26 protein-coding genes, 1 pseudogene and 1 riboswitch are annotated in these 26,564 nt (G+C 68.1%); of the genes and pseudogenes, 15 read left to right on the forward strand and 12 right to left on the reverse strand.

Annotated features, from left to right (window positions below; translation table 11 throughout):
* Together HWY37_RS21465 and ubiE are read right to left on the reverse strand one after the other, a co-directional pair.
* Positions 1-251 (reverse strand): annotated as a pseudogene (locus HWY37_RS21465) (Tim44 domain-containing protein); the annotation flags it as partial.
* 191 nt (positions 252-442) lie between these two features.
* Positions 443-1,219: a bifunctional demethylmenaquinone methyltransferase/2-methoxy-6-polyprenyl-1,4-benzoquinol methylase UbiE gene (gene ubiE, locus HWY37_RS21470; protein ID WP_175206957.1), complete on the reverse strand. Its 777-nt coding sequence runs from the start codon at positions 1,217-1,219 to the stop codon at positions 443-445.
* A gap of 161 nt (positions 1,220-1,380) precedes the next feature.
* Here ubiE and phoB point away from each other — a divergent pair, with 161 nt between their 5' ends.
* From phoB to HWY37_RS21495, 5 genes are all read left to right on the forward strand, one after another.
* Positions 1,381-2,079, forward strand: coding sequence for a phosphate regulon transcriptional regulator PhoB (gene phoB, locus HWY37_RS21475; RefSeq protein ID WP_006227196.1), 699 nt, complete (start codon positions 1,381-1,383; stop codon positions 2,077-2,079).
* 12 nt (positions 2,080-2,091) lie between these two features.
* Positions 2,092-3,399, forward strand: a complete 1,308-nt coding sequence (phoR, locus tag HWY37_RS21480) for a phosphate regulon sensor histidine kinase PhoR (RefSeq protein ID WP_176089810.1) — start codon at positions 2,092-2,094, stop codon at positions 3,397-3,399.
* Positions 3,400-3,434: 35 nt separating this feature from the next.
* Positions 3,435-4,139, forward strand: coding sequence for a heavy metal response regulator transcription factor (locus HWY37_RS21485; RefSeq protein WP_175206955.1), 705 nt, complete (start codon positions 3,435-3,437; stop codon positions 4,137-4,139).
* Positions 4,136-5,539, forward strand: a complete 1,404-nt coding sequence (locus HWY37_RS21490; protein ID WP_176089811.1) for a heavy metal sensor histidine kinase — start codon at positions 4,136-4,138, stop codon at positions 5,537-5,539. The genes HWY37_RS21485 and HWY37_RS21490 overlap by 4 nt, the downstream gene beginning before the upstream one ends.
* Before the next feature lie 111 nt (positions 5,540-5,650).
* On the forward strand, positions 5,651-6,118 hold the full coding sequence (locus HWY37_RS21495) for a DUF411 domain-containing protein (RefSeq protein ID WP_176089812.1): 468 nt from the start codon (positions 5,651-5,653) through the stop codon (positions 6,116-6,118).
* Positions 6,119-6,138: 20 nt separating this feature from the next.
* Here HWY37_RS21495 and HWY37_RS21500 read toward each other — a convergent pair whose 3' ends face one another.
* The 3 genes from HWY37_RS21500 to HWY37_RS21510 all read right to left on the reverse strand — a co-directional run bounded on the left by HWY37_RS21500 (position 6,139) and on the right by HWY37_RS21510 (position 10,325).
* Positions 6,139-8,550, reverse strand: a complete 2,412-nt coding sequence (locus HWY37_RS21500) for a TonB-dependent siderophore receptor (RefSeq protein ID WP_175206968.1) — start codon at positions 8,548-8,550, stop codon at positions 6,139-6,141.
* A gap of 268 nt (positions 8,551-8,818) precedes the next feature.
* The gene (locus HWY37_RS21505) at positions 8,819-9,820 is read right to left on the reverse strand and encodes a FecR domain-containing protein (RefSeq protein ID WP_246302370.1); all 1,002 of its coding nucleotides are present in this window, start codon (positions 9,818-9,820) and stop codon (positions 8,819-8,821) included.
* On the reverse strand, positions 9,807-10,325 hold the full coding sequence (locus HWY37_RS21510; RefSeq protein WP_175206952.1) for a sigma-70 family RNA polymerase sigma factor: 519 nt from the start codon (positions 10,323-10,325) through the stop codon (positions 9,807-9,809). The genes HWY37_RS21505 and HWY37_RS21510 overlap by 14 nt, the downstream gene beginning before the upstream one ends.
* Before the next feature lie 232 nt (positions 10,326-10,557).
* On the opposite strand from HWY37_RS21510, the gene serA reads away from it, so the two are divergent.
* Positions 10,558-11,757 carry a phosphoglycerate dehydrogenase gene (serA, locus tag HWY37_RS21515; protein ID WP_176089813.1) on the forward strand — a complete coding sequence of 400 codons (1,200 nt, stop codon included), beginning with the start codon at positions 10,558-10,560 and terminating at the stop codon, positions 11,755-11,757.
* A gap of 111 nt (positions 11,758-11,868) precedes the next feature.
* On the opposite strand, the gene HWY37_RS21520 is transcribed toward serA, so the two are convergent.
* Complete coding sequence (locus tag HWY37_RS21520; RefSeq protein WP_175206950.1) at positions 11,869-12,735, reverse strand: LysR family transcriptional regulator; 867 nt, start codon at positions 12,733-12,735, stop codon at positions 11,869-11,871.
* A gap of 148 nt (positions 12,736-12,883) precedes the next feature.
* Here HWY37_RS21520 and HWY37_RS21525 point away from each other — a divergent pair, with 148 nt between their 5' ends.
* Genes HWY37_RS21525 through HWY37_RS21540 form a run of 4 tightly spaced genes read left to right on the forward strand, consistent with a single transcriptional unit; the run spans position 12,884 to position 15,844 of the window.
* Positions 12,884-13,315 carry a VOC family protein gene (locus tag HWY37_RS21525; protein WP_006386852.1) on the forward strand — a complete coding sequence of 144 codons (432 nt, stop codon included), beginning with the start codon at positions 12,884-12,886 and terminating at the stop codon, positions 13,313-13,315.
* A gap of 24 nt (positions 13,316-13,339) precedes the next feature.
* The gene (gene pxpB, locus HWY37_RS21530; RefSeq protein WP_176089814.1) at positions 13,340-14,071 is read left to right on the forward strand and encodes a 5-oxoprolinase subunit PxpB; all 732 of its coding nucleotides are present in this window, start codon (positions 13,340-13,342) and stop codon (positions 14,069-14,071) included.
* Positions 14,068-15,063, forward strand: coding sequence for a 5-oxoprolinase subunit C family protein (locus HWY37_RS21535; RefSeq protein ID WP_176089815.1), 996 nt, complete (start codon positions 14,068-14,070; stop codon positions 15,061-15,063). The genes pxpB and HWY37_RS21535 overlap by 4 nt, the downstream gene beginning before the upstream one ends.
* A gap of 13 nt (positions 15,064-15,076) precedes the next feature.
* On the forward strand, positions 15,077-15,844 hold the full coding sequence (locus HWY37_RS21540) for a LamB/YcsF family protein (RefSeq protein WP_176089816.1): 768 nt from the start codon (positions 15,077-15,079) through the stop codon (positions 15,842-15,844).
* 54 nt (positions 15,845-15,898) lie between these two features.
* On the opposite strand, the gene HWY37_RS21545 is transcribed toward HWY37_RS21540, so the two are convergent.
* Positions 15,899-16,600: a GntR family transcriptional regulator gene (locus tag HWY37_RS21545; RefSeq protein ID WP_175206946.1), complete on the reverse strand. Its 702-nt coding sequence runs from the start codon at positions 16,598-16,600 to the stop codon at positions 15,899-15,901.
* Positions 16,601-16,712: 112 nt separating this feature from the next.
* Complete coding sequence (locus tag HWY37_RS21550; protein WP_175206945.1) at positions 16,713-17,351, reverse strand: trimeric intracellular cation channel family protein; 639 nt, start codon at positions 17,349-17,351, stop codon at positions 16,713-16,715.
* Between the two features lie 223 nt (positions 17,352-17,574).
* Between HWY37_RS21550 and HWY37_RS21555 the strand changes: the two genes are divergently transcribed.
* Positions 17,575-18,444, forward strand: a complete 870-nt coding sequence (locus HWY37_RS21555; RefSeq protein WP_175206944.1) for a universal stress protein — start codon at positions 17,575-17,577, stop codon at positions 18,442-18,444.
* A gap of 150 nt (positions 18,445-18,594) precedes the next feature.
* On the opposite strand, the gene HWY37_RS21560 is transcribed toward HWY37_RS21555, so the two are convergent.
* From HWY37_RS21560 to HWY37_RS21575, 4 genes are all read right to left on the reverse strand, one after another.
* Positions 18,595-19,905, reverse strand: coding sequence for a muropeptide transporter (locus tag HWY37_RS21560; RefSeq protein ID WP_258129466.1), 1,311 nt, complete (start codon positions 19,903-19,905; stop codon positions 18,595-18,597).
* A gap of 47 nt (positions 19,906-19,952) precedes the next feature.
* Positions 19,953-20,567 (reverse strand): methionine biosynthesis protein MetW, encoded by a 615-nt coding sequence (metW, locus tag HWY37_RS21565; protein WP_175206943.1) that lies wholly within the window; start codon positions 20,565-20,567, stop codon positions 19,953-19,955.
* Positions 20,564-21,823 (reverse strand): homoserine O-succinyltransferase MetX, encoded by a 1,260-nt coding sequence (gene metX, locus HWY37_RS21570; protein ID WP_175206942.1) that lies wholly within the window; start codon positions 21,821-21,823, stop codon positions 20,564-20,566. The genes metW and metX overlap by 4 nt, the downstream gene beginning before the upstream one ends.
* A riboswitch (SAM riboswitch) is annotated at positions 21,813-21,894 on the reverse strand. Its footprint overlaps the gene before it by 11 nt.
* 88 nt (positions 21,895-21,982) lie before the next feature.
* Positions 21,983-22,738 (reverse strand): GntR family transcriptional regulator, encoded by a 756-nt coding sequence (locus HWY37_RS21575; protein WP_176089817.1) that lies wholly within the window; start codon positions 22,736-22,738, stop codon positions 21,983-21,985.
* Positions 22,739-22,905: 167 nt separating this feature from the next.
* Between HWY37_RS21575 and HWY37_RS21580 the strand changes: the two genes are divergently transcribed.
* The 4 genes from HWY37_RS21580 (at position 22,906) to HWY37_RS21595 (ending at position 26,555) form a co-directional block, all read left to right on the forward strand.
* Positions 22,906-23,187, forward strand: coding sequence for a UxaA family hydrolase (locus HWY37_RS21580; protein ID WP_042795507.1), 282 nt, complete (start codon positions 22,906-22,908; stop codon positions 23,185-23,187).
* 28 nt (positions 23,188-23,215) lie between these two features.
* Positions 23,216-24,391 carry a UxaA family hydrolase gene (locus HWY37_RS21585; protein WP_176089818.1) on the forward strand — a complete coding sequence of 392 codons (1,176 nt, stop codon included), beginning with the start codon at positions 23,216-23,218 and terminating at the stop codon, positions 24,389-24,391.
* Between the two features lie 177 nt (positions 24,392-24,568).
* Positions 24,569-25,579, forward strand: a complete 1,011-nt coding sequence (locus HWY37_RS21590) for a Bug family tripartite tricarboxylate transporter substrate binding protein (RefSeq protein ID WP_175206939.1) — start codon at positions 24,569-24,571, stop codon at positions 25,577-25,579.
* Between the two features lie 19 nt (positions 25,580-25,598).
* Complete coding sequence (locus HWY37_RS21595; RefSeq protein WP_176089819.1) at positions 25,599-26,555, forward strand: hydroxyacid dehydrogenase; 957 nt, start codon at positions 25,599-25,601, stop codon at positions 26,553-26,555.
* Positions 26,556-26,564: the final 9 nt, after the last annotated feature.

Consider the following 26,564-nt stretch of genomic DNA (forward strand, 5'->3'; position numbering starts at 1 on the left):
CCCGCGGTGGCGGCGCCGGCCGTGGCCGCGCCGGCGGCTGCCGGAGCGGCGGTGGCGCCCGCCGTATTGTTGGCCGCGGCCGGAGGCGTGGTCGCCTGGCGCTGCTGGGTCACGTTGGAGGATTGGCGGCCGACGCTGCTGCCACCGCCGGCACGGCGGGCTTCGGCGTCAAACGACGCCGTCACCAGAGCCGCGCCGGAAACGGCGATCAGCGCCGCGGCGACAAACCGCGAAAGACAGAATTTGGACATAGGTTTGCTCCCTCGTACTCGCGCCCCTGCCGCCCCGAGCAGCAGGGAGCCCCGCGGACCGCGGGACCATAGTCGCGACTTTTCTTACAGTAATCTGAATAACGTAAGAATAACGGACAAGACGCCGCCCCACAAGTTCCCGAAAGGGCGGTGAAACATCCTTATTGGCTGGCGCGGATCGGCCCAGCGGATCAGCCCAGCTTCACGCCTTCGTGCAAGGCGGCGATGCCGGCGGTCAGGTTGAAGTACTGCACCCGCTCCAGTCCGGCCGTGCGCAGCATGTCGGCCAGGGTTTCCTGGTCGGGATGCATGCGGATGGATTCCGCCAGATAGCGGTAGCTGGCCTCGTCCTTGGCGACCTTCTTGCCCAGCCAGGGCAGGACATTGAAGGAATACCAGTCGTAGGCCGGCGCCAGCGGCTTGGCCACGCGCGAAAATTCCAGCACCAGCAGCTTGCCGCCCGGCTTGAGCACCCGGGTCATTTCGGCCAGGGCGCGGTCCTTGTGGGTCATGTTGCGCAGGCCGAAGGCCACGCTGACGCGGTCGAAGTGGCCCGTGGGGAACGGCAGGCGCTCGGCGTCGCACACGGCGGTGGGGACCAGCAGGCCGGCGTCCGTCAGGCGGTCGCGGCCCACGCGCAGCATGGAGTCGTTGATGTCGGTCAGCCAGACCTCGCCCGTGGGGCCGGCGCGCTTGGCAAAGGCCTTGGCCAGGTCGCCCGTGCCGCCGGCGATGTCCAGCACCTTCATGCCCGGACGGATGGCGGCGCGGCCGATGGTGAAGGCCTTCCAGACACGGTGCAGCCCGGCCGACATGAAATCGTTCATGATGTCGTAGCGCTGGGCGACGGAATGGAAGACTTCGGCGACTTTGCGGGCCTTTTCGCCTTCCGGCACCGTCTGGAAGCCGAAATGGGTCGATTGCGAGGCGGAATCCGCGGAATGTTGCGATTCGGAGGGGTTTTGCATGGTGAATTCCCGATATATCGCCCAATGGTAGCCTATCGGGCTCTCCGCCGAAGCCGGCGGACGGCGACTATGGCACACGGCGGTCACATACCTGAAATATTGCGGCCATACTATCGCAATGTTCGCGCCGCGCCGGCGCTCAGAAGTGTGCCCAATTCGCCATGTCCAGCACCATTCTCGTCGTCGAAGACGAACCCGCCATCCAGGAACTGATCGCCGTCAACCTGTCCTTCGCCGGGCACAAGGTGCTGCGCGCCTTCGACGCCGACCAGGCCCAGACCCTGATCCGCGCCGAACTTCCCGATCTGATCCTGCTCGACTGGATGCTGCCCGGCACATCCGGCCTTGCCATGGCGCGCAAGCTGCGCAACGACGAGCGCACCCGCGCCGTCCCGGTCATCATGCTGACCGCCAAGGGCTCCGAGCAGGACAAGGTCGACGGCCTGGAAGCCGGCGCCGACGACTACATCACCAAGCCGTTCTCGCCCAAGGAGCTGATGGCCCGCATCAAGGCGGTGCTGCGCCGCCGCGCGCCCCAGCTGACCGACGACGTGATCGACGTGGGCGGCCTGAAGCTGGATCCGGTGACGCACCGCCTGTCGGGCAACAGCCAGTCGCTGCAGATCGGCCCCACCGAATTCCGCCTGCTGCACTTCTTCATGACCCACCCCGAACGCGTGTTCTCGCGCTCGCAGCTGCTGGACCAGGTTTGGGGCGACCACGTCTTCGTGGAAGAGCGCACGGTCGACGTGCATATCCGCCGCCTGCGCAAGGCGCTGGAACCCAGCGGCCACGACGCCCACGTGGAAACGGTCCGCGGCAGCGGCTACCGGTTTACGGCACAGCTCCCCACGCGGTAAAACTCCCGCACGATGATCTGGCTGCGCACCCTAGTCCTGGTCGCCCTGTGGGCGGCCGCCGCATTACTGGTCCAATGGCTCATAGGAGATCCGGCGGGCTGGATACTGTTCTCCGCCGCGCTGGTCGCCATGCTGCTCTGGCGCAGCTGGCGCCTGCACCTGGTGTCCCACTGGGCCCATCACCCCGATACCTCGCCTCCGGCCTCCGTCGGCCCCTGGGACGACATCCTCGCCCCCTTGTACCGCTACACCCGCGCCCGCGCCCGCGAGCTGAACGAAACCCAGAACACCATGCAGGGCATGCTGGCCGCCGCCCAGGCGCTGCCTGACGGCGCGGTGACCCTGAACGAAGATTTCCAGATCGACTGGTGCAACCGCATGGCGCGCCAGCACCTGGGACTGCGCCTGCCCGCCGACCGCGGCCACAATCTGCTGAACCTGCTGCGCGCGCCTGAATTCGTCGAATACGCGCACCGCCCTTCCTGGCCCGAGCCCATCCTGGTGCGCCTGGGCCAGCAAGGCCAGGAGCGGCTAATGATGATGCAGCTGACGGCCTACGCCAGCAATCAGCGCCTGCTGATCACGCGCGACGTCACGCAGATTGAACGCCTGGAAACCACGCGCCGCGATTTCGTGGCCAACGTCTCGCACGAGCTGCGCACGCCGCTGACCGTGCTGGCGGGCTTCCTGGAGACGCTGCGCGACATGCCGGCCGACGCGCTGCCCGCCGAGCAGCGCGAGCAGTACATCGACATGATGCATGAGCAGGCCCAGCGCATGCAGGCCATCGTCGAAGACCTGCTGACCCTGTCCACGCTGGAATCGTCGCCGGGCAGCGATCCGCGCGCCGTCAACATGGGCGCGCTGCTGCAAAAGGCGCGCCAGCAGATCGAGGCGCTGTCGGGCGGCCGCCACGTGCTGGAATGGCACATCGACGAATCGCTGGACGTGCTGGGCGCCGAGACCGAACTGACCTCGGCCCTGTCCAACCTGCTGACCAATGCCGTGCGCTATACGCCGGACGGCGGCAAGATCACCGTGCGCTGGGAGCGCGAGGAAGACGGCGGCGCGCGCTACAGCGTGCAGGACACCGGCATCGGCATCCCTGCCCGCCATCTGCCGCGCCTGACCGAACGCTTCTACCGCGTGGACCGCGGCCGCTCGCGCGCCGTGGGCGGCACCGGCCTGGGGCTGGCGATCACCAAGCACATCGCCATGCGCCATGACGCCGAACTGCTGATCACCAGCGACCCCGGCAAGGGCAGCGTGTTCGCCCTGCGCTTCCCGCCCGACCGCATCGCCATCGATACACAGAGCTGATCCGTTTGCGCGCGGCGGATGGTAAATTTTCCGCCATGCGTATCCTGGTTATCGAAGACGAACCCAAACTGGCCGATTACCTCAAGAAGGGATTGTCGGAGCAAAGCCACGTCGTGGACGTGGCGCGCGACGGCGTGGACGGCCTGCATCTGGCGCTGGAAGGCGCCTATGACCTTATCGTGCTGGACGTGATGCTGCCGGGCGTCGACGGCTTCGGCGTGCTGGCCGCCGTGCGCGAACAGAAGGACACGCCCATCCTGATGCTGACGGCGCGCGACGCGGTCGAGGACCGCGTGCGCGGGCTGGAAGGCGGCGCCGACGACTACCTGATCAAACCCTTTGCCTTCTCGGAGCTGCTGGCGCGCGTGCAGGCGCTGCTGCGCCGCGGGCGCACGCAGGAACCCACGTTGCTGCGCGTGGCCGACCTGGAACTGGATCTGGTGCGCCGGCGCGCCCAGCGCGGCGGCCGCCGCCTGGACCTGACCGCCAAGGAATTCAACCTGCTGGCCCTGCTGCTGCGCCGCCAGGGCCAGGTGCTGTCCCGCACCACGCTGGCCGAGCAGGTCTGGGACATGAACTTCGACAGCGACACCAACGTCATCGACGTGGCGGTGCGGCGCCTGCGCGGCAAGCTGGACGATCCCTACGACACCAAGCTGCTGCACACCGTGCGCGGCATGGGCTACGTGCTGGAGTCCCGCCCCGCGGATGGCCGCCCCGCGGACGACCATCCCGCATGAAGCCCCCGCGCATGCGTTCCATGCAGGCGCGGCTGACGCTGCTGCTGGGCGCCATCGCATTACTGGTGTCCAGCCTGGCGGGCGCCACGCTGTTCTGGGCGCTCAAGCGCGAAGTGGAGCGCCAGGAAATCACCGAGGTCAGCGGCAAGCTGGAACTGATCGACCACCTGATCGACATGCAGAACAGCGCGCGCGGCCTGAAGGATCTGGCCGCGACCTTCGACGAAATGCGCGCGGGGCAAGGCCAGCTGGGCATCTGGATCGTGGACGCCCAGGGCCAGACGGTGTACGGCGGCCCCGCCCCTGAAACCCTGGACACCCTGGAAGGCGGCCGGCAGGTGGTGCTGCAGACCGCCGACGGCGGCCGCATGCGCGGCCTGCGCGTCGCCATGAACGACCGCATCCTGCCCGGCGCACAACTGACCGTGGCGGTCAGCACGCGCACCAGTTCGCAGTTCCTGTACGCCTACGGCACCGCCCTGGTCCTGATCTGCGCGCTGTGGGTGGGCGCGACCGTGGTGCTGGCGGCCTGGGCCGTGCGGCGCAGCATGGCGCCGGCGCGCAGGCTGTCGGAACAGGCGGCCAGCATCCAGCCCGACAACCTGGCGCGGCGCCTGCCGCTGGAACACACCGACCGCGAACTGCACGACCTGGTCCGTTCCTTCAACCGCACGCTGGAGCGCCTGCAGGCGGCCTACCAGCAGATGGAAGGCTTCAATGCCGACGTGGCGCATGAACTGCGCACGCCGCTGGCCACGCTGATCAACGGCACGCAGATCATGCTGTCCTCGCCGCGCGAGGCGGCTGAATTGCGCGACGCCCTGGAATCCAATCTGGAAGAGCTGGAAGACCTGAAGACGCTGGTCAACGACATGCTGTTCCTGGCGCGCGCCGACCGCGGCGAACGCGCCGCGGACCTGGCGGCGGTGTCGCTGGCCGCCGAAGCGCGGCGCGTGGCCGAATACTACGAGGCCACACTGGAGGAAAACGGCGTGCACCTGCGCTGCGAAGGCGACGCCACCGTGGCCGCCAACGCCGGGCTGGTGCGGCGCGCCCTGGCCAACCTGATCTCCAACGCCATCAAGGCCACGCCCCGCGGCGGCGAAATCGTGCTGGCCTGCTCGGATTCGCCGGCCGGCGCGCGGGTGGAAGTGCGCAACCCGGGCGCGCCGATACCGCCCGCCGACCTGCCCCGCATCTTCGACCGCTTCTTCCGCTCCGGCCAGGCGCGCGCGCCGCGCAGCGAGGGCCATGGCCTGGGCCTGGCCATCGTGCGCGCCATCGCCCGCATGCACGGCGGCGAGGTCGATGCGGCCTCGGACGCGCACGGCACCGTCGTCGGCATCACGCTGCGCGGCCCCGACAGCCAGGCGGGCGCGGCGCACATTACAAAAACGTAATGCGGACGACAGAATGGGGTCAGCCCCGTTCCCCTACAGTGCCGGCAGCGCCCTTCCCCCGGCATGACGTATCCTTGGACGGTCCAAACCGTATCCCCGCAACGGAGCACCATGAATCTTCCCCGCCTTACGCGTCTTACGCGCCGCCTGGCCCTTGCCGCCGCGCTGTGCGCGCCCGTTTTCGCCACCGCCCAGACGCCCGTCAAGGTAGAGGTCTGGAAGACCCCCACCTGCGGCTGCTGCGAAGACTGGGTCAAGCACATGCGCGACAACGGTTTCGCCGTCACCACGCATGACGTCCAGGACACCAGCCCGATCCGCCGCAACGCCGGCATGGCCAACTACGGCTCCTGCCATACCGCGGCGGTAGAAGGCTACGCGATCGAAGGCCACGTGCCCGCCAGCGACGTGCGCCGCCTGCTGCTGGAAAAAACCGACGCCGCCGGCCTGGCCGCGCCCGGCATGCCGCTGGGCTCGCCCGGCATGGACGGCCCCGAGTACGGCGGCCGCAAAACGCCGCACGACGTCGTCCTGGTCGACAAGCAAGGCGGCGCCAAGGTCTTCCAGGCCTACCGCTAAGCGGCCTGCGGCCGGCCCGGCTACCAGCGATAGGTGGCCGTGGCCAGGACCGTGCGCCCGTCGCCGTAGCGGCAATCACCATTGCTGCAATTGCTCAAATAGGATTTGTTGGTCAGGTTGCGCACGTTCAGGGCCAGGTTCCAGCGCTGCACCTGATAGCCGATCATCGCGTCGATCAGCGTATAGCCCGGAATCTTCTCGGCCGCGGATTCGGCATAGCCCCAATTCGGTCCGGTGTATCTTGCGCCCGCCCCCACCTTCAGCCCCGATTCGAAGCGGTAGTCGGCCCACAAGGCGAACTGGTTGCGGGACACCGCCTGCATCTGCTTGCCGATTTCGCTGGGCGTGCTGCTGGCGGTGACTTCCGCCTTGGGCGTGTAGGTGTAGGCGGCCACCACATTCATTTGCGTCAACGGCCGGAACGCGGCCTCCAGCTCCAGTCCGCGCACCACGACTTCGCCGGTTTGCTTGGGCAGGAACTCCGGGGTGTAGGTGATGTAGTTGCGGCGCCGCAGATCGAAGATTGCGGCGCTGTAGCGGCTGGTGCCGCCAGGCGGCTCGTAGCGGATGCCCAGCTCATACTGCTTGCCGGTCTCGGGCTTCATCGGGCTGTTGGTGACCGGGTCTATCGTCGCCGTGGGCGAGAACGACTCGGCATAGCTGAAGTAAGGCGCCACGCCGCTCGGATGCAGATACACCAGCCCGCCACGCGCGCTGAAATTGTGTTCCGAGATCTTCGTGCGCGAACCGTCGATGTTGCTGTTCACGTCCGCCGAGGCCTTGTCGTAGCGGCCGCCCAGCGTCGCCACCCAGTTACCCCATTTGATCTGGTCCTGCAGATAGAACCCGGTCTGGGCCAGCTTGGTGGTGGCATCGAACCAGGGCGCCGCCGTTTTTACGGGGCTGCCATACACCGGGTCGTAGCCGTCTATCGGGTTCACGACGCCGTCGTTGTAGGTGCTCTGGTAATTGCGCGAATGCTGGTAGTCCAGGCCGAACAGCAAGGTGTGGCTCGTGGCGCCCAGTTGCACCTTGGCCTGCGCCTGGTTGTCGATGGTGAAGAGCCGCGCGTTTTCCTGGCTGCCGAACGGATAGCGCTCCAGCATGCGAAAGTTGGCCGGATCGTTCGGGTCGTCGGGATTCACCGTGGCGAAGCCGCCACGCACGTACACCTGCCTGTAGTCCACGCTGGTATAGCCGTAGCGCGCATTCTGGCGCACGGTCCAGGTGTCGTTGAAGCGATGCTCCAGCATGTAGCCGACCATCCATTGCTCTTGCCGGAAGCGGTCGAAATCCGGTTCGCCCACGTAGGTATTGCGCGAGAACTTGCCGTTGGGGTTGTACAGCTGGGTGCCGACCTCCGGAAAACTGCCATACGAACTGCCGTCGCGCACCCGCAGGTAGTGCGACAGCAGGGTCAGCGTCGTATCGCTGGACGGCTTCAGCGTCAGCGCCGGCGCAATGTAGAAACGGTCGTTGGGTAGTCCGCTGGCAGGCAGCTCGGCGTCGCGCGCCAGCCCCGTGATGCGGTAGAGCACCTTGCCGCTCTCGTCCAGCGGGCCTGAAAAATCGCCCGCCACCTGGCGGCGGGCATGGTTGCCCACCTGCGCTTCCAGCTCGTGCAGCGGCTCTTCGGTCGGCCGCTTGCTGACGACGTTGATCATGCCGCCCGCGCCGTTCTGGCCATACAGCACGGACGTCGGCCCCCGCAGCACTTCGATCCGCTCGGCGCCGTAGACTTCCGTCTGCCAGACCGCCCAGCTGTTGTTGTTGCGCAGCTGCAAGCCGTCCAGGTAATACCCGGGCGTCTGCGCGTCGAAGCCGCGGATGACGGTCCAGTCGAAGCGCGTATCCGCGCCCCAGGGCGAGGTGTTGATGCCGGGCGTGTAGGCCAGGCTTTCCTTCAGGCGCGATGCGCCTGTTTCCTTGATGAAGTCGGCCGTCACCACGGAAATTGATTGCGGCGTTTCCAGGATCGAACTGTCGGTCTTGGTGCCGGTGGCGCTGCGCGTGGCCACATAGCCGTCCACCGCGCTCCAGGCCGTTTCGGCGCTGCCGGTGACGGTGACGGCGGGCAAGGTGGTGGCGCCGTCCAGTTGCGCGGGCGCGGGCCGCAAGGAGTACGCGCCGCCGGCGCCTTGCACCACGCGCAAGCCCTGCCCCTGCAGCAAGCGGGCAAAACCGTCCTGCACGCCATAGCGGCCTTGCAGGCCCGCCGTGCTCTTGCCCCGGGTCAGCGCCGCGTCCACCGACAGCTCCACGCCGGCCTCGCTGGCGTAGCGGGTCAGCGCCTGGTCCAGCGGCCCCGCGGGGATCGCGTAGCTGCGCGCCGACGCGGCCTGGCCGGAAGCTGCGGACTGGGCATGTGCCGCGCTTGCAGCCAGCGTGGTTCCGCCCAGGCCCAAGGCGAGGCCTAGCGCCGCCCTCAGCATGGCGGCGCCGGCAGGCGTCCGGCGGGTGCAGATTGAATCAAGATTGCGGCGGCTTGCCATCGGTCGGGTCCCTGAAAGTGCGGAAGAAGAAGTGCGGCTTGCAACGTCTTCCGGACGAACAGGGAATTTCCTCAATGGCGGGCCAGGAAAATTTGTAACGGGGATTGGGGCTGCGCTTGAGGCTGCGCTTGGGGGTGCCTTTGGGAGTGCGTTTGGGACTGCATTTCGGGCTGGGCTTCGAACCGCACTTGCAACGGCGAGCGCCCCGCTAGCGGCCCGCCCTCGGCCCCACGGCCACCCAGTAGCGGCTGCGGGAACGGACCTCGACGGGCAGGCCCAGCGCCAAGGTGTCCAGCGCCCTGTCGGTATCGCGCAAGGAAAACACGCCCGTGACCCGCAAGTCCGCCACCGCCGCGTCCCAGCGCAGGAACCCGGGCCGGTAGCGGCCCAGCTCGGCCAGGAAGTCCGCGACCCGCATGTTCTCCGCGACCAGCACGCCCTGGCTCCACGCCGCCTCGCTTTCCCGCGCGTCGCGCGTCGCCTCGGCGTGCGCCGCGTCGAAGCGCGTGCGCTGGCCGCTCTGTGCCCTGACGGCGGCGCGCCCGTCCAGGCCTCCGGGGTACACGTCGACGGCTCCTTCAAACACGGCGACGTGCGCGAACCGGCCGTCGTCGCGCACGGTGAAGCGCGTGCCCAGCGCCTGCACCGCGCCTTGCCGGCTGTACACCCGCAAGGGCCGATGCGCAGGCGCGGGGTCGGGCGCGGTGGTCACCAGGATCTCGCCGCCCAGCAGATCTATCCGGCGCTCCTGGCCGTCAAAGCGCACGTCGATGGCGCTGCCGGTGTTGAGCACCAGGCGCGTGCCGTCGGCCAAGGTCATCGCGCGAATCTCGCCGACGTCCGTGCGGTAATCCGCCGTCCAGGCCCGCCAGTTGCCCGTCTCTTGCAAGGCGTAGGCCGCCCCCGCGGCCAGGACGCCCAGGCCCAGGACGCGCATGGCCTTGCGGCGCGACGCGGATGCCGGCGCTCCGGATTCCAGCAGGACCTGACATCCCGCGGCGCCCGACACGCTTTCCAGCTTGGCGTCCATGACCTGCAAGCGGCTCCAGGCCCGTTCGTGGTCGGGATGCGCGGCGCGCCATTGCTCGCAGGCGGCAAGGTCGGCGGGACTGGCGCTGTCCGACCACAGGCGCGCCATCCACTCGGATGCGGAACGCACGATGGCCGGATCGATCGGCCCCAGGGCCGGCCGGGTCTCAGCTCGCGGCATCGTAAAGCGCCTCGTAGCAGGCCAGCAGCGCGGACGCGATGTATTTTTCGACGGACGACACGGACACGCTCAGCCGCGCCGCGATCTCGGCGTAGCTCAGCCCGTCCAGCTTGCGCAACAGCAAGGCCATCCGCACCTTCGCCGGCATCCGGTGCAGGATCGCGTCGATTTCCACCAACGCTTCCAGCACCAGGGCGCGCGCCTCTTCCGAGGGCGCCTGGGCTTCGGGCAAGGCGGCGACCGCGTCCCGGTACGCCGCTTCGATCCGCCGGTGACGGTAGAGGTCGATCAGCAGGCCGTTGGCGATCTGGGTCAGGTAGCGGCGCGATTCCTCCGGCTGAGGCACCCGACCCGTGGCAAGAACGCGCACATAGGTGTCGTGCGCCAGGTCCGCGGCGTCGCAGGCATTGCCGCCCAGCCGCTTGCGCAGCCAGCCGCGCAGCCAGCCGTGATGGTCGCCGTAGAACACTTCGATGGGCTGTGCGGGATTACCGGTGGCGGTCATGGGGAGCAGGCCAGGCTGGGATCGCGGTGCATTTTCATAAATATGAAATGCGAATTATTCTTAATAATAAGTTACCCGCGATCCCGGCGGCAAGCGCTGCGGCGTCCCGGGATGCCCGCCGCACCTGGCTGGCGCGGCCTACATCCACACCGTCCCTATGGCTACTCCTTGCACTGCAGCAAAAATGGTCCACAATCAATCAAACGGATTCCTCACCCACCCCCAGGCTGTCATGGCAAAAATCGTCCTGTTCGAGAACATCCATCCCAGCGCCCGCGCCGTCTTCGAGGCCGCCGGCTACACCGACATCGTCACGCACGCGTCCGCACTGTCGCCGGCGCAGCTTGGCGAAGCGCTGCGCGGCGCGCAGGTGGCGGGGATCCGTTCTCGCACGCACCTGGATGCCGCCCTGCTGTCCGCCAACCCCGACCTGCGCGTCGTGGGCTGCTTCTGCATCGGCACCAACCAGGTCGACCTGGACACGGCCATGCAGCGCGGCATTCCGGTGTTCAACGCGCCGTTCTCCAACACCCGTTCGGTCGCCGAGCTGGTGCTGGGCGAAGCCATCCTGCTGCTGCGCCGCATTCCCGAAAAGAACGCACGCGTGCATCTGGGCCATTGGGACAAGAGCGCCGCGGGCGCCTTCGAGACCCGCGGCAAGACGCTGGGAATCGTGGGCTACGGCAACATCGGCTCGCAGATCAGCACGCTGGCCGAAGGCCTGGGCATGCGCGTCGTCTATCACGACGTCGAAGCCAAGCTGCCGCTGGGCAATGCCCGGCCCGCCGCCACGCTGAACGAGCTGCTGGAACAGGCCGACGTGGTGACCCTGCACGTGCCGGGCGGCAAGGCCACCGAGAACATCATGAACGCGGACACCATCGCGCGCATGCGGCGCGGCGCCATCCTCATCAACGCCTCGCGCGGCACGGTGGTGGATATCGACGCCCTGCACGCGGCGCTGAAATCCGGCCACCTGGCCGGCGCCGCGCTGGACGTGTTCCCGACCGAGCCCAAGGGCGCGGACGAGCCGCTGGCCAGTCCGCTGATCGGCCTGCCCAACGTGATCCTGACGCCGCACATCGGCGGCAGCACGCAGGAATCGCAAGAGAACATCGGCCGCGAAGTGGCCGAGAAGCTGGTGCGCTTCCTGCAGGCCGGCACCACCAAGGGCGCGGTCAACTTCCCTGAACTGCCTTATCTGGAACCGGCCGGCGGCACGCGCATCCTGCACGTGCACCGCAACGCCCCGGGCGCGCTGGGCACGCTGGACAACCTGATGGCGCAGCACGGCCTGAACATCGTCAGCCAGACCCTGCAGACCCGCGGCCAGATCGGCTACGTGATCACCGACGTGGAAGGCGTGGTGGACGACGTCGTGATGTCCACGCTGCGCAGCCATCCGATCACGGTGCGCTGCGACCGGCTGTAGATCAGGGACGCAAGGACGAGCGGCGCGTCTGCGCCGCTACGTCCGCCCCCCCCTCGGGCCATGGCTGCCGCGCCATGGCCGCCCTTCCCCCGCAATTCCCCCCATCCGCGCTCAGGGCTCGGCCGCGGCCGCCGCCAGGCACTCCGCCATCTTCTCCTGCACGCTGCCGGCGTCGAAGGGCAGGCGCCCGATCAGCCCGATCTCCCGGTAAAACGCCGCCTCTTCCAGCGGCAGGAGCCGCAAGCCGGTCATGTCCAGCCGCCGCAGCTGCGGCAGCAGCGCCACGCCCAGCCCCTGCCGCACCATGTTGGCGATGGCGTCGATTTCGTCCAGTTCCACGGCCTCGCGCACGGGAATGCGCTGCTTCTTCAGGAACAGGTCCACCACGCGCCCGCCGAACGAAGCGCGGTCGTAGCGGATGAAGGGCTGGGTCGCCAGCAGTTCGCGCCAGGGCGCGACCGGCATGGCCGCGGGCATGGCCAGCATCACGGGCTCGCGCAGCAGCGGCTGCCAGCCGAGTTCGGGCGGCAGGGCGAAAGGCGGCTTGATCAGCATGGCCATGTCCACCTCGCCCGCGTCCACCTGCCCCAGCAGCGCCAAGGACACGCCGGGCACGATGCGCACGCGCACGTCGGGATAGACCGCGCGGAATCCGCCCAGGGCGCGCGCCAGCAGGTCCTGCTGCACCGATGCGATGGCGCCGATGCGCAGCAAACCGCTGACGTGGCCCGCGCCGCCCGCCGTGATCATGCGCTCGGCCATGGCGACCAGTTCTTCCGCCTGCGGCAGCACTTCGCGGCCATGGGCGTTCAGCACCGCGGCGCGGGCGCTGCGGTCGAACAGCGGCCCGCCCAGGTAGTCCTCCAGACGCCTGATCTGGGCGCTGACCGCGGACTGGGTCAGCCCCAGCCGGGCGCCGGCGCCGGTAAAGGTGCCATCGCGGGCTACCGCGATAAAGGTTTTGAACTCTTTGATCACGATCAAAATTTTCGATGCTAAGTAGCAAAAAATATCGTTTTTCAATCAAAAAAACAATCCCTAAACTACCCATCGATGCCAGACCGCCGCGCTTGCGGCGTCTGGCGATCCGATCGATCATTTTTCCTTGCCTGACCCGGAGCCTTCCATGACCGCTCAAACCAACCTGCCGCCGTTCCACCTCGCCTTCCCGGTCCGCGACCTGGCCGAAGCCCGCGCCTTCTATGGCGAAAAACTGGGCTGTCCGGAGGGCCGCAGCTCGCCCGAATGGATCGACTTCAACTTCTACGGCCACCAGATCGTCGCCCACCTGGCGCCCAGCGAATGCGGCCACAAGGCCACCAGCGCCGTGGATTCGCACAATGTGCCCGTGCGCCATTTCGGCGCCGTGCTTTCCATGGAACAATGGGAAGCAATGGCGAAGCGTCTGACCGACGCCGGCACCGAATTCGTCATCGAGCCCTACATCCGTTTCAAGGGTGAAGTGGGCGAACAAGCCACCATGTTCTTCCTCGATCCGTCGGGCAACGCGCTGGAATTCAAGGCGTTCAAGAACCTGGATTCGCTGTTCGCCAAGTAATCCGTCTTTACAGGTTTCGTGTCGTTGAACGCAATTTCAGAACCTCCTTCTCCGGCCGAAACCTCATGGCGCATCCTGCCCCAGGGTGACCGCTGCCTGATCGTTTCCTTTGGCGACCAGATCGACGCAGCCGTGGGCAGGACCTGTCTGGCCTCGGCCGGCAAGCTGCGCGATGCGCGGCTTCCCGGCGTGACCGACGTGGTGCCGTCCTTCGTCGCGGTGGCGGTGCACTACCGTCCCGGCGCCAGCGGCGGCCCCACTTACGCGCAACTCTCCGAACGCATCAGGCAACTGCTGTCCGAAGGCATCGCCGCGGACGCCCTGGGCGGGCGCGAGATCGACATTCCGGTCTGCTACGGCGGCGAACACGGTCCCGACCTGGCCGAAGTGGCCGAGGCCGCCGGCCTCACGCCCGATGACGTCATCCGGCTGCACAGCCAGCCCCGCAGCATGGTCTTCATGCTGGGCTTCGCCCCCGGCCACGCCTACCTGGGCGTGCACGACGAAAGGCTCAACATTCCGCGCCGGCCATCGCCGCGCACCGCCGTGCCGCCCGGCGCGGTCGCGGTAGCCAACCGGCAGACCGTGATCTACCCGAGCCGCCTACCCGGCGGCTGGAACATCATCGGCGCGACGCCGCTCACCATGTTCGACCCGGCGCGCGAGCCCGCCGCCTTGCTGCAACCCGGCGACTCGGTCCGCTTCGTGCCCATCAGCGCCGCGGAGTTCGAGCGCATCCGGGGGGCCCGGACATGAGCATCAGCGTGATCAAGCCCGGCATGCTGTCCAGCTTCCAGGACCGCGGCCGCGAGGGCTACCAGCACCAGGGCATCCCGGCCGCGGGCGCCATGGACGAGCGCGCCCACCGGTTGGCCAACGCGCTGGCCGGCAACCAGGACGAACACGCCACGCTGGAAATGACCCTGACCGGTCCGACCCTGCGCTTCGACGCGCCGGCCTGTTTCGCGCTGGCGGGCGCCGACCTCGGCGCCACGCTCAACGGCCAGGACATCCCCCTGCACCGCCCGCTGGTGGCGCGAGCCGGCGACACGCTGGCCTTCGGCGCCAGGCCGGCCATGGGCGTGCGCGGCTATCTCGCGGTCCACGGCGGCTACGCCCTGCCCCGCGTCATGGGCAGCGAAAGCACCTATCTGCGCAGCGGCTTCGGCGGCTTCCAGGGCCGCGCGCTGGCCAAGGGCGACCAGATCCCGCTGCGCGCGCCGCTGGCCGCCGGCCGCGACCTGGACGCGCTGCAGGAAGCGCTATGGAACCAGCGCGTCTACCTGCCCGCGGCGCTGGGCGCCAAACGCCGCGCATCCATCCGCTTCCTGCCCGGCATGCACTGGGATGAATTCTCCGAAGACAGCCGCCAGGCGTTCGGCGGCGGCGCCGAATTCCGCATCAGCCCGCAGTCCGACCGCATGGGCTACCGCCTGCTGGGTCCGGCGCTATCGATGCGCCAGCCGCGGCAGATGCTGTCGGAAGCCGCGTGTTTCGGCACTGTGCAGGTGCCCTCGGGCGGTGAAGCCATCATTCTCATGGCCGACCGGCAGACCACCGGCGGCTACCCCAAGATTGCGCAGATCGCCACGGTGGACCTGCCCGCCCTGGCGCAATGCGCGCCGGGCCAGACGCTGCGCTTCCAGCTGATCGAACTGGAAGAGGCGCAGCGCCTGGACAGCGAGCGCGAACGCGCCTTCACGCAATTGCAGGACGCGCTGGCCCCCTTGCGCGCGCTCCTCGCCTAGAAAGGAATTTGCCATGACCACCCGCATCGACATGAACTGCGACATGGGCGAAAGCTATGGCGCCTGGACCATGGGCAACGACGCGGCGGTGCTGCAATTCGTCAGCTCCGCCAACATCGCTTGCGGCTTCCACGGCGGCGACCCCGCCACCATGCGCAAGACCGTCGCTGCCGCGCTAGCGCGCGGCGTGGCGCTGGGCGCGCATCCCAGCCTGCAGGACCTGGCCGGCTTCGGCCGCCGCGTCATCCAGATCAGCCCCGACGAAGCCTACGACATCGTGGTCTACCAGATCGGCGCGCTGGCCGGCGTGGCCGCCTCGCAAGGCGCGCGGCTGCATCACGTGAAGGCGCACGGCGCGCTCTACAACATGGCGGCCAAGGACGAAGGCCTGGCGCGCGCGATCTGCCAGGCCGTCAAGGACGTGGACGCCTCGCTGATCCTGTACGGGCTGGCCGGCAGCAAACTGATCGACGCGGCCCGCGCCATCGGCCTGACGGCCGCCAACGAGGTCTTCGCCGACCGCTCCTATCAGGACGACGGCTCGCTCACGCCGCGCACGCGCGCGGGCGCCATGATCGAAGACCTGGACCGGGCGGTGGCGCAAGTGGTGCGCATGGTGCGCGAAGGCAAGGTGCGCTCGGTGGACGGCAAGGACGTGCCGGTGCAGGCGGACACGCTCTGCATCCACGGCGACCAGCCCAATGCCCTGATCTTCGCCGACGGCATCCGCAAGGCGCTGGAGCAAGCCGGCATCGAAGTGCGCACGCCGCCGCAGGGCTAGGGCGCTGTCGGCACAAACTCAGACCCGGGCTCGGCTTGCCGGAACGCGCCAGGCTCAGCCGCGGCCGTAGCGCAGCGGCGCCTCTTCCGCGTCCTGCAACGCGGCGTTCCTGTAGGCCTCGAGCACGCCCGGCAGCACGTCCGCCAGATAGCTGCGCGTCACGCTGGCCGCGCGCTCGACGTCGCGCACCGCCAGCGCCTCGATGACGCCGCGGGTGCAGATCTGGATCCCGCTGAAAGGCATCGCCTGCTTGGCCAGCAGGTAGCGCAGCGGCTCGATCTGTTCGTAGAGTTTGCTGAGCATGCTGGCCAGCGGCGTGTTGCCCGTGCTGCGGGCCGCGGCCAGATAGAACTCGCAAGCTGCCGCGATCGCGGCCTGCGCATTGCCCATCGCCAGGGCCGCCGCGATGGCGGCGTCGTGGCCGCGCTGTTCGGCCAGCAGCGGCGCCAAATCGTCGGCCTCTGCCGCCTGGCGCAGGCAATAGGCTTCCAGCTCCGCGCGCAACAGGTACAGATGCCGGATCTGCGCTTCGGTGTAGAGGGTGACCCGGAAGCCCTTGCGCTGGATGTGCGTGACCAGGCCGCTCAGCTCCAGCAGGCGCAGCGCCTCGCGGATCGGACTGCGGCTCGTGCCGAAACGCTGTTCCAGTTCCTGTTCGCGCAACGGCTGGCCCGGCCGGATGCTGCCGTCCACGATCAATTCACGGATCTGTTCCTGCAGGAAATATGGAATCGTGGCGGGCGCTTTGACGTCCAATCGGCTCCCCTTGTACTGCGCAATGCATGGTATGAGACCTCTTGAAGATACTAGAAATCTCTTGAAACATAAATAAGAAAATTGTTGCAGAGCGGCAGACCCCGCGCCGCGCTCAGTCCCAGTCATCCCGATAGACGAACTTCGGCATCTGCCAGTTGAAGCGCAGGGCCAGCAGGCGCACCGCCAGGCCCGCGGCCAGCGCGATCGGCACCGCCGCATTGGCGGACAGGCCCAGGGCCTGCGAGCCCAGGTACAGGCCGCCGGTCACGAAGGACACGCTGGCATAGAGTTCCTTGCGGAACAGCAGCGGCACTTCGTTGCACAGCACGTCGCGCAGCACGCCGCCGGCGCAGCCGGTGATCATGCCGCTGATCAGCACCACGGTGACCGGCAGCTGCATCAGCTGCGCCACCTGGCACCCGATGACGGTAAACGCCACCAGGCCCAGGGCGTCGGCCAGCAGGAACAGGCTGCGCAGACGCCGCATGACCGGCGCAATCAGGGCGGTGACGATGGCCGCGCCGGCCGTCATCCACAGATATTCGGGGTGGATCACCCAGGTCAGCGGATAGTGTCCCAGCAGCACGTCGCGCAGCGAACCGCCGCCCAGCGCGGTCACGCAGGCGATGATGCAGACCCCCATCCAGTCCATGTCGCGCCGGCCGGCCGACAGCGCCGCGGTCATCGCTTCCGCCACGATGGCGACGAGATACAGCGTATGCAGCAGGGTGGGCGAAAGATCCGGGAACATGGGACGCAGGCGAGTTGGACTGGCCCCATTGTATTAAGCCGCCGCGGCGGCGGACGCCCGTTGCCCGCGCGCGCGTCATCCCTTACGCTGGACGGTGCGTTGATATCCATCAAGTCCCCCTGCGCAAGGCCGCGGGACAATGGTGATATGCCCGCGAGGGCGGATCGGCCGGATCGCACGCACGCGGGGAGTCGGCGGCCTGGCCATAACCGGGAGAAAACGTATGACACAGCAAACTGGCCCTATCCTGCTCGCAACCGACCTGAGCGCGCGCGGCGACCGCGCCCTGGACCGGGCGCTGCAACTGGCCAAGGAACTCGATACCAAGCTCATCGTCCTGCATGTCATGGAGTCCCATGCCACGCCGGCCCGCCTGACCACGCCCGTGTGGCGGCGCCTGTCGACGGACCACAAGGCGCTGGCCGAGCGCGAGCTGGCCGAGGACCTGGCGGCCGCCGACGTGCCGACCGAAGTGGTGGTCGTCAGCGGCGATCCCCTGGTGCGCATCATGGAAACGGCCGACAGCTACGGCTGCTCGCTGATCGTCACCGGCACCGCGCGCGACGAGACCCTGGGCCGGCTGCTGCTGGGCACCACGGTGGAAAAACTGGCCCGCCAGGCGCGCCAGCCGGTGCTGGTCGTCAAGACCCGCCCGCGCCGGCCGTACCGCGACGTGCTGGTCGCCACGGACTTCTCCGCCGGCTCGCGCCAGGCGCTGCGCGCCGCGCTGCAGCTGGTGCCGAACGCCGAACTGACGCTGTTCCACGCCTTCGACGTGCCCTTCCAGGGCAAGAACGTGCCGGACGACGCCGTCACGCGCAACTTCTACAAGGCCGCCGAACAGAACGCCCGGGAATTTACCGCTGAAACGCCCGAACTGGCCCAGGTCGCGCCTCCCAAGATGGTGCTGGAATGCGGCCAGCCGGAAACCGTGCTGTCGGAATACTCGTTCAACCACCGCTCCGACCTGGTGGTGACGGGCACCCACGGCCGCACCGGCATCCTGCGCACCGCCATCGGCAGCGTGGCCGAGCGGCTGCTGGAATCCCTGCCCAGCGACGTGCTGATCGTCAGACTGACCGGCGAAGAGTGACGCCATCGGGGCATAAGCATGCCCCAGCAGCGAAAAACGGCGCCGAGGCGCCGTTTTTTTTGGGGGGGTGCCGCCGGCACGTGCTGGCGCAGGATGTTGATGGCTTACGCACGGAGGGCGGCGGGGTTCTTTCCGAACGCGCCGCGCGCTTCACCCACCCTGCGCTTCGCCCTGCTTTTCCATGGTTTCTATCGTCCCGCGCAGCATCTTCAGCAGCACCAGGCCCGGCAGCGCAATGACCACGGTCAGCAGGAAGAAGCCTGGCCAGCCCATGGCATTGACCAGGGGCGGCGTGAGCGGACCAGCCAGGTAGGTGCGGCCCACGGCGGACAAGGCCGACAGCAAGGCGAACTGGGTCGCGGAAAAGCGCTGGCGGCACAGCGCCATCAGCAGGCCGACGAAGGACGCCGTGCCCAATCCGCCGCAAAGGTTCTCGATGCCCACCCCCGTGGCCATCAGCCAGAGGTTCTTGGGGCTGATGGCGATCAGCCAGTACGCCAGGTTCGATACCGCCTGCAGCAGGCCGAAGGCCATCAGCGAGCGGTACAGGCCCCAACGCGACATCAGCGAGCCGCCGGCCAGCGCGCCGATGATGGTGGCGGCCAGCCCCAGCACCTTGTTCACCGTGCCCACCTCCGTCGGCGTGAAGCCCGCGCCGCGGATCAGGAAGGTGGTGGACAGGGCGCCCGCGAAGGCATCGCCCAGCTTGTACAGCACGATCAGCAGCAGCACGGCCAGCGCGCCGCGCCGCGAGAAGAATTCGTGCAGCGGTTCGCCCACGGCTTCGCGCAAGGTGCGCGGCGGGCGGGCGACGTGCTCGGGTTCCGGCGCCCAGAACGTCGCCAGCGTGCACAGCAGCATCAGGCCGCCCATCAGCACATAGGTGTTGTGCCAGCCTATCCACTGGTCCGCCAGGATAAGCGCCAACCCTCCAGACACGATCATGGCCAGCCGGTAGCCCATGACCTTGATGGCGGCGCCCGCGCCGCGCTCTTCCTTGCGCAGCACGTCGGTGCAATAGGCGTCGAAGGCGATGTCCTGCGTGGCCGACAGAAAGGCCACGATCACGGCGAACAAGGCCAGGGTCTGCAAGGCGGACGAAGGCGACAAGGCGCCCATCGCCATAATGCCCAGCCCCAGCAGCACCTGGGTCAGCAGCATCCAGCCGCGCCGCCGCCCAAGCAAGGGCGGCGCATAGCGGTCCACCAGTGGGGCCCACAGGAACTTGAGGGTATAGGCGCTGCCCACCAGGGTCAGGAAACCGATCTCCTGCAGCGGCACGTTTTCCACCGTGGCCCAGGCCTGCAAGGTGCCGCTGGTCAGCGCCAGCGGCAATCCGCTGGCAAAGCCCAGGACCAGCAAGGGCGCCACGCGGGGGCTGGAGTAGACGTTGGATGCAGCGGTAATGACGGTCTCCTGAAACACGCCGGCGCGCCGACCAGGGCCGCAGGCTTGCGGCATTTTAGGGCCTGGCGACCTGCCGTGCAGGCGGCAGGCGTGTCCGAATGTCAGGGCGACGCGAAGCGGTACACCGCCAGGGTGCTGCGCCAGCTGGGCAGCACTTTCACCTCGCGCCCTTCATTGAAGGTGGCGCGTTCGAGGATATCCAGGCGCAGCTCGCCCGCCAGCTGCTCGAAGTCGCGCAGGGTGCACAGGTGGATGTTCGGCGTGTTGTACCACTGGTAGGGCATCTGGCCCGTCACCGGCATGCGGCCGCGCAGGATGGCCCAGCCATGCGGCCAGTAGCCGAAGTTGGGAAACGACACCACGCCGTAGCGCGCCACCCGCGCCATCTCGCGCAGGATGTGCTCGGTGCGGTGCATGGACTGCAGGGTCTGCGACAGCACCACGGTATCGAACTGCTTGTCGTCGAACAGCGCCAGCCCGTCCTCCAGGTTCTGCTGGATCACCTCGACGCCGCGCCGCACGCAGGCGATGACGCAGTTGTCGTCCAGCTCCACGCCAGCGCCCCGCACCTGCCGATGATCGCGCAGGTGCGCCAGCAGCGCGCCATCGCCGCAGCCCAGGTCCAGGACGCGGCTGCCGGGCTCGATCCAGCTGGCGATGCGCGCCAGGTCGGGCCGCAGGACGCTGTGCGCGGGGCGGGGAGTCACGGGAGTCATACGGAACGTCCTTCGTTCTGGGCCGCGGCGCCGAGGCCCAGCTCGCGTGCGATGCGTTCGTAATAGCCGCGAACCACCGCATGGTAGCGGGCATCTTCCAGCAGGAAGGCGTCGTGGCCATGCGGCGCATCGATCTCGGCGTAGGTCACGGGGCTGGCGTTCTTCAGCAGCGCACGCACGATTTCGCGCGAACGCTCCGGCGGGAAGCGCCAGTCGGTCGAGAACGACACCAGCAGGAAGTCGGCCTTGGCCGGAGCCAGCGCCCGGGCCAGGTCGCCGCCCGTGTTGCGCGCGGGATCGAAGTAATCCAGCGCGCGCGTGATCAGCAGATAGGTATTGGCGTCGAAATAGCGCGTGAATTTCTCGCCCTGGTAGCGCAGGTACGACTCCACCTCGAACTCGACGTCATAGCCGTAGTGGTAGGCGCCGTTCTCGGCCGGCGCGCGCTGGGCGCGGCCGAATTTCTCGGCCATGTCGTCGTCGGACAGGTAGGTGATGTGGCCGATCATGCGCGCCACCGACAGGCCGCGGCGCGGCACCGTGTCCTGCGCGTAATAGTCGCCGCCGTGGAAATCCGGGTCGGTGATGATGGCGCGGCGCGCCACCTCGTTGAAGCCGATGTTCTGCGCCGACAGGCGCGGCGTGCTGGCGATGACCACGCAATTGGCCACGCGGTCCGGCAGCGTGATGGCCCAGCTCAGCGCCTGCATGCCGCCCAGCGATCCGCCCATCACCGCCGCGAAGCGTTCGATGCCGAAGTGGTCCGCCACCCTGGCCTGCGCCCGCACCCAGTCCTCCACGGTCAGCACCGGGAAGGCGGCGCCCCAGGGCCTGCCGGTATCCGGATTGAGGCTGGCCGGGCCGGTCGAGCCGAAGCAGGAGCCCAGGTTGTTGACGCCGATCACGAAGAAGATATTGGTGTCCACCGGCTTGCCGGGGCCCACCATGTTGTCCCACCAGCCCACGTCGCTGGGGTTGTCGGCCGCTTGCCCTGCCACGTGATGCGAGGCGTTGAGCGCATGGCAGATCAGCACCGCGTTGCTGCGCTGGGCATTGAGCGTGCCGTAGGTTTCCACGGCCAGTTCATAGGCAGCCAGCGACTGGCCACTTTGCAAGGGCAGCGGCTCATCGAAACGGATGAAGGTGGGAGCGACGAGGCCGACCGAACCGGGATCAACGGAATCGGAAGTCGTGACGGTTGCGGGTACGAACCCGCTGGCCGAATCACCGGCCAAATTCTGGGCAGGAGTGGTCATACGGACCTCTTTAGCTGGATTTATTGGAAGGCGCCCGCAAGCGGATCAGGCAAATCGGCGCCGAAATATTTTGTACTGCGGCAGGAATTCTAGCACTGCTTGAACGCGCCACGGCGGCGGGCGGCGGCGCCGACGACCTGCCGTGCGCGCGGCCGCCGCTCAGGCGCCGGCCTCCCAGGGCTCCTGGCCCAGGTATTCGTAGCTCTCGGTGTTCACGCGCGAAATGCGCCATTCCACCGGCTGGCGCTTGTACGAAAACGCCACGCGGCGGATCTCCAGCAAGGGGCTGCCTTCGGCCACGCCCAGCGCCCTCGCCTGCTGCCGCTCCGCCACGCAGGTGCGCAGCCGTTCGTCGGTGGCGATCACGTTCACGCCGAACACGTCCTGGTATAGCGCGTACAGGGTGCTGGCGCGGTCGCGCAGATGCGCTTCCGTCATGCCCGGAAAGCACGATTCCGGCAGACAGATCTCGTCCACCATCACCACGTCGCCGTTCAGCGACAGCACGTTGAAGAACTCGAACACCATCGCGCCGGCCGGCAGGTTCAGCTTCTCGCGCGCGGTGGCCGAGGCGCGCACGCGGCGAAAGCGCAGCAGCTCGGTCGCGGGATAGGACTTGTCGCCGTCCTGCCGCACGATGCGGAAGAACTTGAAGAAATGATGGTTGCGCGTGTGCACCGCCACATAGGTCCCGCGGCCCTGGTGGCGCACCAGGATGTTTTCGGCGGCAAGCTCGTCGATGGCCTTGCGCAAGGTGCCTATGGACACGCCGAAGCGTTCCGCCAGCACCTTCTCGGGCGGGATGGCCTCGCCCTGCTTCCATTCGCCCTGCGCCAGCGCGGCCAGCACGGCCTGCTTGACCTGCGCGTACAGGGGACTGCCCAAAGGCACAGTCGTTGACAGGCTGGTGTTCATGGGTGCATCGCAAAAATCCGGAGCCCACAGTGTAGCGGTGGGGACGGAACCTGCTCAACTCATATAATTCATATATATGATTTAGTTGACACGCATGGACGCGGGCCATAAGATTTCCTGGCCGTAGTGATCCGCGCCCCGCGCCCCAGCCCAAGAGAGGAAGACAAATGATTCACGCCGTATTGCACGATGCCAAGGACACGGTGGCGGTCGCCGTCGTGGAAGGAGTCACCGCCGGAACCGAACTGAATGCCTGGATCATGGATGAAGACAAGATCATCCATGTGCGCGCGTCGCAGGACATACCCATCGGCCACAAGGTGGCGATGAAGGACATGGCAGTGGGCGACACCGTCTTCAAGTACGGCGTCGACATCGGCCGCGTGGTGGAGCCCATCAAGGCCGGCCAGCACGCCCATGTGCACAACATCAAGACCAAGCGCTGGTAAGCCCCCTACTCCCGCACAGGAATCCGCCATGTCCATCATCACCGCATCCACCACCTTCCAGGGCTACCGCCGCGACAACGGCCGCGTCGGCGTCCGCAACCACGTCATCGTCCTGCCGGTGGACGACATCTCCAACGCCGCGGCCGAAGCCGTCGCCAACAACATCAAGGGCACCATGGCCCTGCCCCACCCCTATGGCCGGCTGCAGTTCGGCGAAGACCTGGAACTGCACTTCCGCACCCTGATCGGCACCGGCTGCAATCCCAACGTTGCCGCGGTCGTGGTGATCGGCATCGAAGAGGGCTGGACCAAGCGCGTGGTCGACGGCATCGCCGCCACCGGCAAGCCCGTCATGGGCTTCAGCATCGAACTGCACGGCGACCACGACACCATCATGCGCGCCTCGCGCTGCGCCAAGGAATTCGTGCATTACGCCACCGCGCTGACGCGCAGCGAATGCCCCATCGCCGACCTGTGGGTATCGACCAAGTGCGGCGAATCCGACACCACCTCGGGCTGTGGCGCCAACCCCACCGTGGGCAATGCCTTCGACAAGCTCTACGCGCTGGGCTCCACCCTGGTGTTCGGCGAAACGTCCGAGCTGACCGGCGGCGAGCACATCGTGGCCGAGCGCTGCGCCAACGACGCGGTGCGCGAGCGCTTCATGTTCATGTTCAACCGCTACCAGGACATGATCGACCGCTGGAAGACCAGCGACCTGTCGGAATCCCAACCCACCAAGGGCAATATCGCGGGTGGCCTGACCACCATCGAGGAAAAGGCGCTGGGCAATATCCAGAAGATCGGCAAGCAGTGCCGGGTGGACGGCGTCATCGACAAGGCCGAGATCCCCGACGGCCCCGGCCTCTGGTTCATGGATTCGTCCTCCGCCGCGGCCGAGATGGTGACCCTGTGCGCGGCCTCGGGCTATGCGGTGCATTTCTTCCCCACCGGCCAGGGCAACGTCATCGGCAACCCCATCCTGCCGGTCATCAAGATCTGCGCCAATCCGCGCACCGTGCGCACCATGTCGGAACACATAGACGTGGACACCAGCGGCCTGCTGCAGCGTGAAATCGACCTGAACCAGGCCGGCGACAAGCTGCTGGAATGCATGCTGGTCACCGCCAACGGCCGCTGGACCGCGGCCGAGGCGCTGGGCCACCGCGAATTCGTCCTGACCCGCATCTTCGAAAGCGCCTGACCGCGCCCGTCGTCCCCGGCAACGGCGCGTCCGCAAGCAGGATTGCGGACGCGCCGTGCTGCCGCCAGCATCTCCGCAGCATCGTCTCAAAACCACACCAGCAGACCCGGGCGGCATGCGCCACGGCAGCACAGGCGGTTGCATTCCTACCCGGGCGTCCCCCAAGGAGGAAGACAGATGAACAGCGAACACGATCAACACCCCGACGCCGCGCAACGCCGGCGCCTGCTCGGCGCCCTGGGCGCCGCCGGACTCTGTGCCCTGGCGCCATGGCAGCGCGCGCTGGCGCAGAAAAGCTGGCCGGAACGGCCGATCAACTACGTGGTGCCCTTCCCGCCCGGCGGCCTCACCGACGTGGCCGCGCGCCAGGTCGGCAAGGCCCTGGGCGACGCCGAGCGCTGGAACGTGGTGGTGGAAAACAAGCCTGGCGGCAGCGCCAATATCGGCGCGGCCCACGTCTCGCACGCCGCCCCGGACGGCTACACCTGGCTGGCGATCACGCTGTCGCACGCGGCCAACGCCACGCTCTTCGCCGGCAAGGCGGGCTATGACCTGACCCGCGACCTGACGCCGCTGGCGGGATTGGCGTCCTCGCCCATCATGGTGGTGGTCAACGCCAAGAGCGACATCAAGAGCATGGCCGACCTGGCGAAGGCGGCGCGCTCCCGTTCGCTGTCGGCGGGCTCCAGCGGCAACGGCACCCCGCCGCACCTGACGCTGGCGCTCTACCAGAAGCTCACGGGCCTGCCGATGATGCACATCCCGTACAAGGGCGGCGCGCCGTCCCTCACCGACCTGATCGGCGGCCACCTGGACGTGGTGTTCTCCAACTATCCCGAATCGCTGGCGCACGTGAAGAACGGCGCGCTGCGGGCCTTGGCCATCACCACCCGCGAACGCAGCGCCGACCTGCCCGACGTGCCCACGGTGAAGGAAGCCGGCCTGCCGGACCTGATCGTCGAGAACTTCACCGGCGTGCTGGCGCCCGCTGGCACGCCGCCCGAACTGGTGCAGCGCATCGGCGACGCCATCGTGCGCCAGGTATCGCAACCGGCCATGAAGCAGTCGCTGCTGCAGCTGGGCTTCGTGCCGCAGCCGCGTGGCCCGGCCGAATTCGGCGCCTACCTGAAATCCGAGGTGGACCGCTGGGCCAAGATCATCCGCGACGCCAACATCCAGATCGCCTGACCCCTTGGAGCTCCTGCCCATGCATATCCTTATCTCCGAGTTCATGGACGAGCCCGCGGTCGACGCGCTGCGCCAGCGGTTCAACGTGCGCTACGCGCCCGAACTGGTGGAACGGCGCGAAGCCCTGCTGGCGGCGGCGGGCGAGGCCGACGCCCTGATCGTGCGCAACCGCAGCCAGGTCGACGCCGCCCTGCTGCAGGCGGCGCCGCGCCTGCGGGCCGTGGGCCGCCTGGGCGTGGGGCTGGACAACATCGACCTGGACGGATGCGCCGCGCGCGGCATCGCGGTCATACCGGCCACCGGCGCCAATGCCCGCGCCGTGGCCGAGTACGTCATCGGCACGGCGCTGATGCTGTTGCGCTGCGCCTATGCCTCGTCGGCGGAAGTGGCCGCCGGCGCCTGGCCGCGCACGGCGCTCTCGCAAGGGCTGGAGGCGCAGGACCGCATGCTGGGCATCGTGGGCTTCGGCGGCATCGGCCGGCTGACCGCGCGCCTGGCCCAGGGGCTGGACATGCGCGTGGCCGGTTGCGACGCGGCGCTGCCGCCGGACCACCCGGCCTGGCGCGAGACCGGCGTCGTCGCCCTGCCGCTGGACGAACTGCTGGCGCAGGCCGACGTGGTCACGCTGCATCTGCCGCTCACGCCCGGCACGCGGCAGCTGCTGGACGCCGGCCGCATCGCGCGCATGCGGCCGGGCGCCGTGCTGATCAATACCTCGCGCGGCGGCATCGTGGACGAGTCCGCGCTGGCCCAGGCCTTGCGGGCCGGCCATCTGCGCGGCGCGGCGCTGGACGTGTTCAACCAGGAGCCCCTGCCCGCAGGCGGCCCGCTGGCCGGCGCCCCCAACCTGATCCTCACGCCGCACATCGCCGGGCTGACGCAGGAAGCCAACACCCGGGTTTCCGACATGGTGGCCGCCGGTGTGACAATGGCGCTTACCGGCGGCGCCGCGGCATCCGCGACGCGCGCCTCCTGACGGGAAGCA

Source organism: Achromobacter anxifer (assembly GCF_903652925.1).
GTDB classification, from domain to species: domain Bacteria; phylum Pseudomonadota; class Gammaproteobacteria; order Burkholderiales; family Burkholderiaceae_B; genus Achromobacter; species Achromobacter anxifer.

What these genes read in the sequence shown, in the direction of transcription:
- ubiE (WP_175206957.1), bottom strand. Translation starts at nt 1,219, where the DNA reads ATGCAAAACCCCTCCGAATCGCAACATTCCGCGGATTCCGCCTCGCAA.
- phoB (WP_006227196.1), top strand. Translation starts at nt 1,381, where the DNA reads ATGTCCAGCACCATTCTCGTCGTCGAAGACGAACCCGCCATCCAGGAA.
- phoR (WP_176089810.1), top strand. Translation starts at nt 2,092, where the DNA reads ATGATCTGGCTGCGCACCCTAGTCCTGGTCGCCCTGTGGGCGGCCGCC.
- HWY37_RS21485 (WP_175206955.1), top strand. Translation starts at nt 3,435, where the DNA reads ATGCGTATCCTGGTTATCGAAGACGAACCCAAACTGGCCGATTACCTC.
- HWY37_RS21490 (WP_176089811.1), top strand. Translation starts at nt 4,136, where the DNA reads ATGAAGCCCCCGCGCATGCGTTCCATGCAGGCGCGGCTGACGCTGCTG.
- HWY37_RS21495 (WP_176089812.1), top strand. Translation starts at nt 5,651, where the DNA reads ATGAATCTTCCCCGCCTTACGCGTCTTACGCGCCGCCTGGCCCTTGCC.
- HWY37_RS21500 (WP_175206968.1), bottom strand. Translation starts at nt 8,550, where the DNA reads ATGCTGAGGGCGGCGCTAGGCCTCGCCTTGGGCCTGGGCGGAACCACG.
- HWY37_RS21505 (WP_246302370.1), bottom strand. Translation starts at nt 9,820, where the DNA reads ATGCCGCGAGCTGAGACCCGGCCGGCCCTGGGGCCGATCGATCCGGCC.
- HWY37_RS21510 (WP_175206952.1), bottom strand. Translation starts at nt 10,325, where the DNA reads ATGACCGCCACCGGTAATCCCGCACAGCCCATCGAAGTGTTCTACGGC.
- serA (WP_176089813.1), top strand. Translation starts at nt 10,558, where the DNA reads ATGGCAAAAATCGTCCTGTTCGAGAACATCCATCCCAGCGCCCGCGCC.
- HWY37_RS21525 (WP_006386852.1), top strand. Translation starts at nt 12,884, where the DNA reads ATGACCGCTCAAACCAACCTGCCGCCGTTCCACCTCGCCTTCCCGGTC.
- HWY37_RS21535 (WP_176089815.1), top strand. Translation starts at nt 14,068, where the DNA reads ATGAGCATCAGCGTGATCAAGCCCGGCATGCTGTCCAGCTTCCAGGAC.
- HWY37_RS21540 (WP_176089816.1), top strand. Translation starts at nt 15,077, where the DNA reads ATGACCACCCGCATCGACATGAACTGCGACATGGGCGAAAGCTATGGC.
- HWY37_RS21550 (WP_175206945.1), bottom strand. Translation starts at nt 17,351, where the DNA reads ATGTTCCCGGATCTTTCGCCCACCCTGCTGCATACGCTGTATCTCGTC.
- HWY37_RS21555 (WP_175206944.1), top strand. Translation starts at nt 17,575, where the DNA reads ATGACACAGCAAACTGGCCCTATCCTGCTCGCAACCGACCTGAGCGCG.
- HWY37_RS21560 (WP_258129466.1), bottom strand. Translation starts at nt 19,905, where the DNA reads ATGCCGCAAGCCTGCGGCCCTGGTCGGCGCGCCGGCGTGTTTCAGGAG.
- metW (WP_175206943.1), bottom strand. Translation starts at nt 20,567, where the DNA reads ATGACTCCCGTGACTCCCCGCCCCGCGCACAGCGTCCTGCGGCCCGAC.
- metX (WP_175206942.1), bottom strand. Translation starts at nt 21,823, where the DNA reads ATGACCACTCCTGCCCAGAATTTGGCCGGTGATTCGGCCAGCGGGTTC.
- HWY37_RS21575 (WP_176089817.1), bottom strand. Translation starts at nt 22,738, where the DNA reads ATGAACACCAGCCTGTCAACGACTGTGCCTTTGGGCAGTCCCCTGTAC.
- HWY37_RS21580 (WP_042795507.1), top strand. Translation starts at nt 22,906, where the DNA reads ATGATTCACGCCGTATTGCACGATGCCAAGGACACGGTGGCGGTCGCC.
- HWY37_RS21585 (WP_176089818.1), top strand. Translation starts at nt 23,216, where the DNA reads ATGTCCATCATCACCGCATCCACCACCTTCCAGGGCTACCGCCGCGAC.
- HWY37_RS21590 (WP_175206939.1), top strand. Translation starts at nt 24,569, where the DNA reads ATGAACAGCGAACACGATCAACACCCCGACGCCGCGCAACGCCGGCGC.
- HWY37_RS21595 (WP_176089819.1), top strand. Translation starts at nt 25,599, where the DNA reads ATGCATATCCTTATCTCCGAGTTCATGGACGAGCCCGCGGTCGACGCG.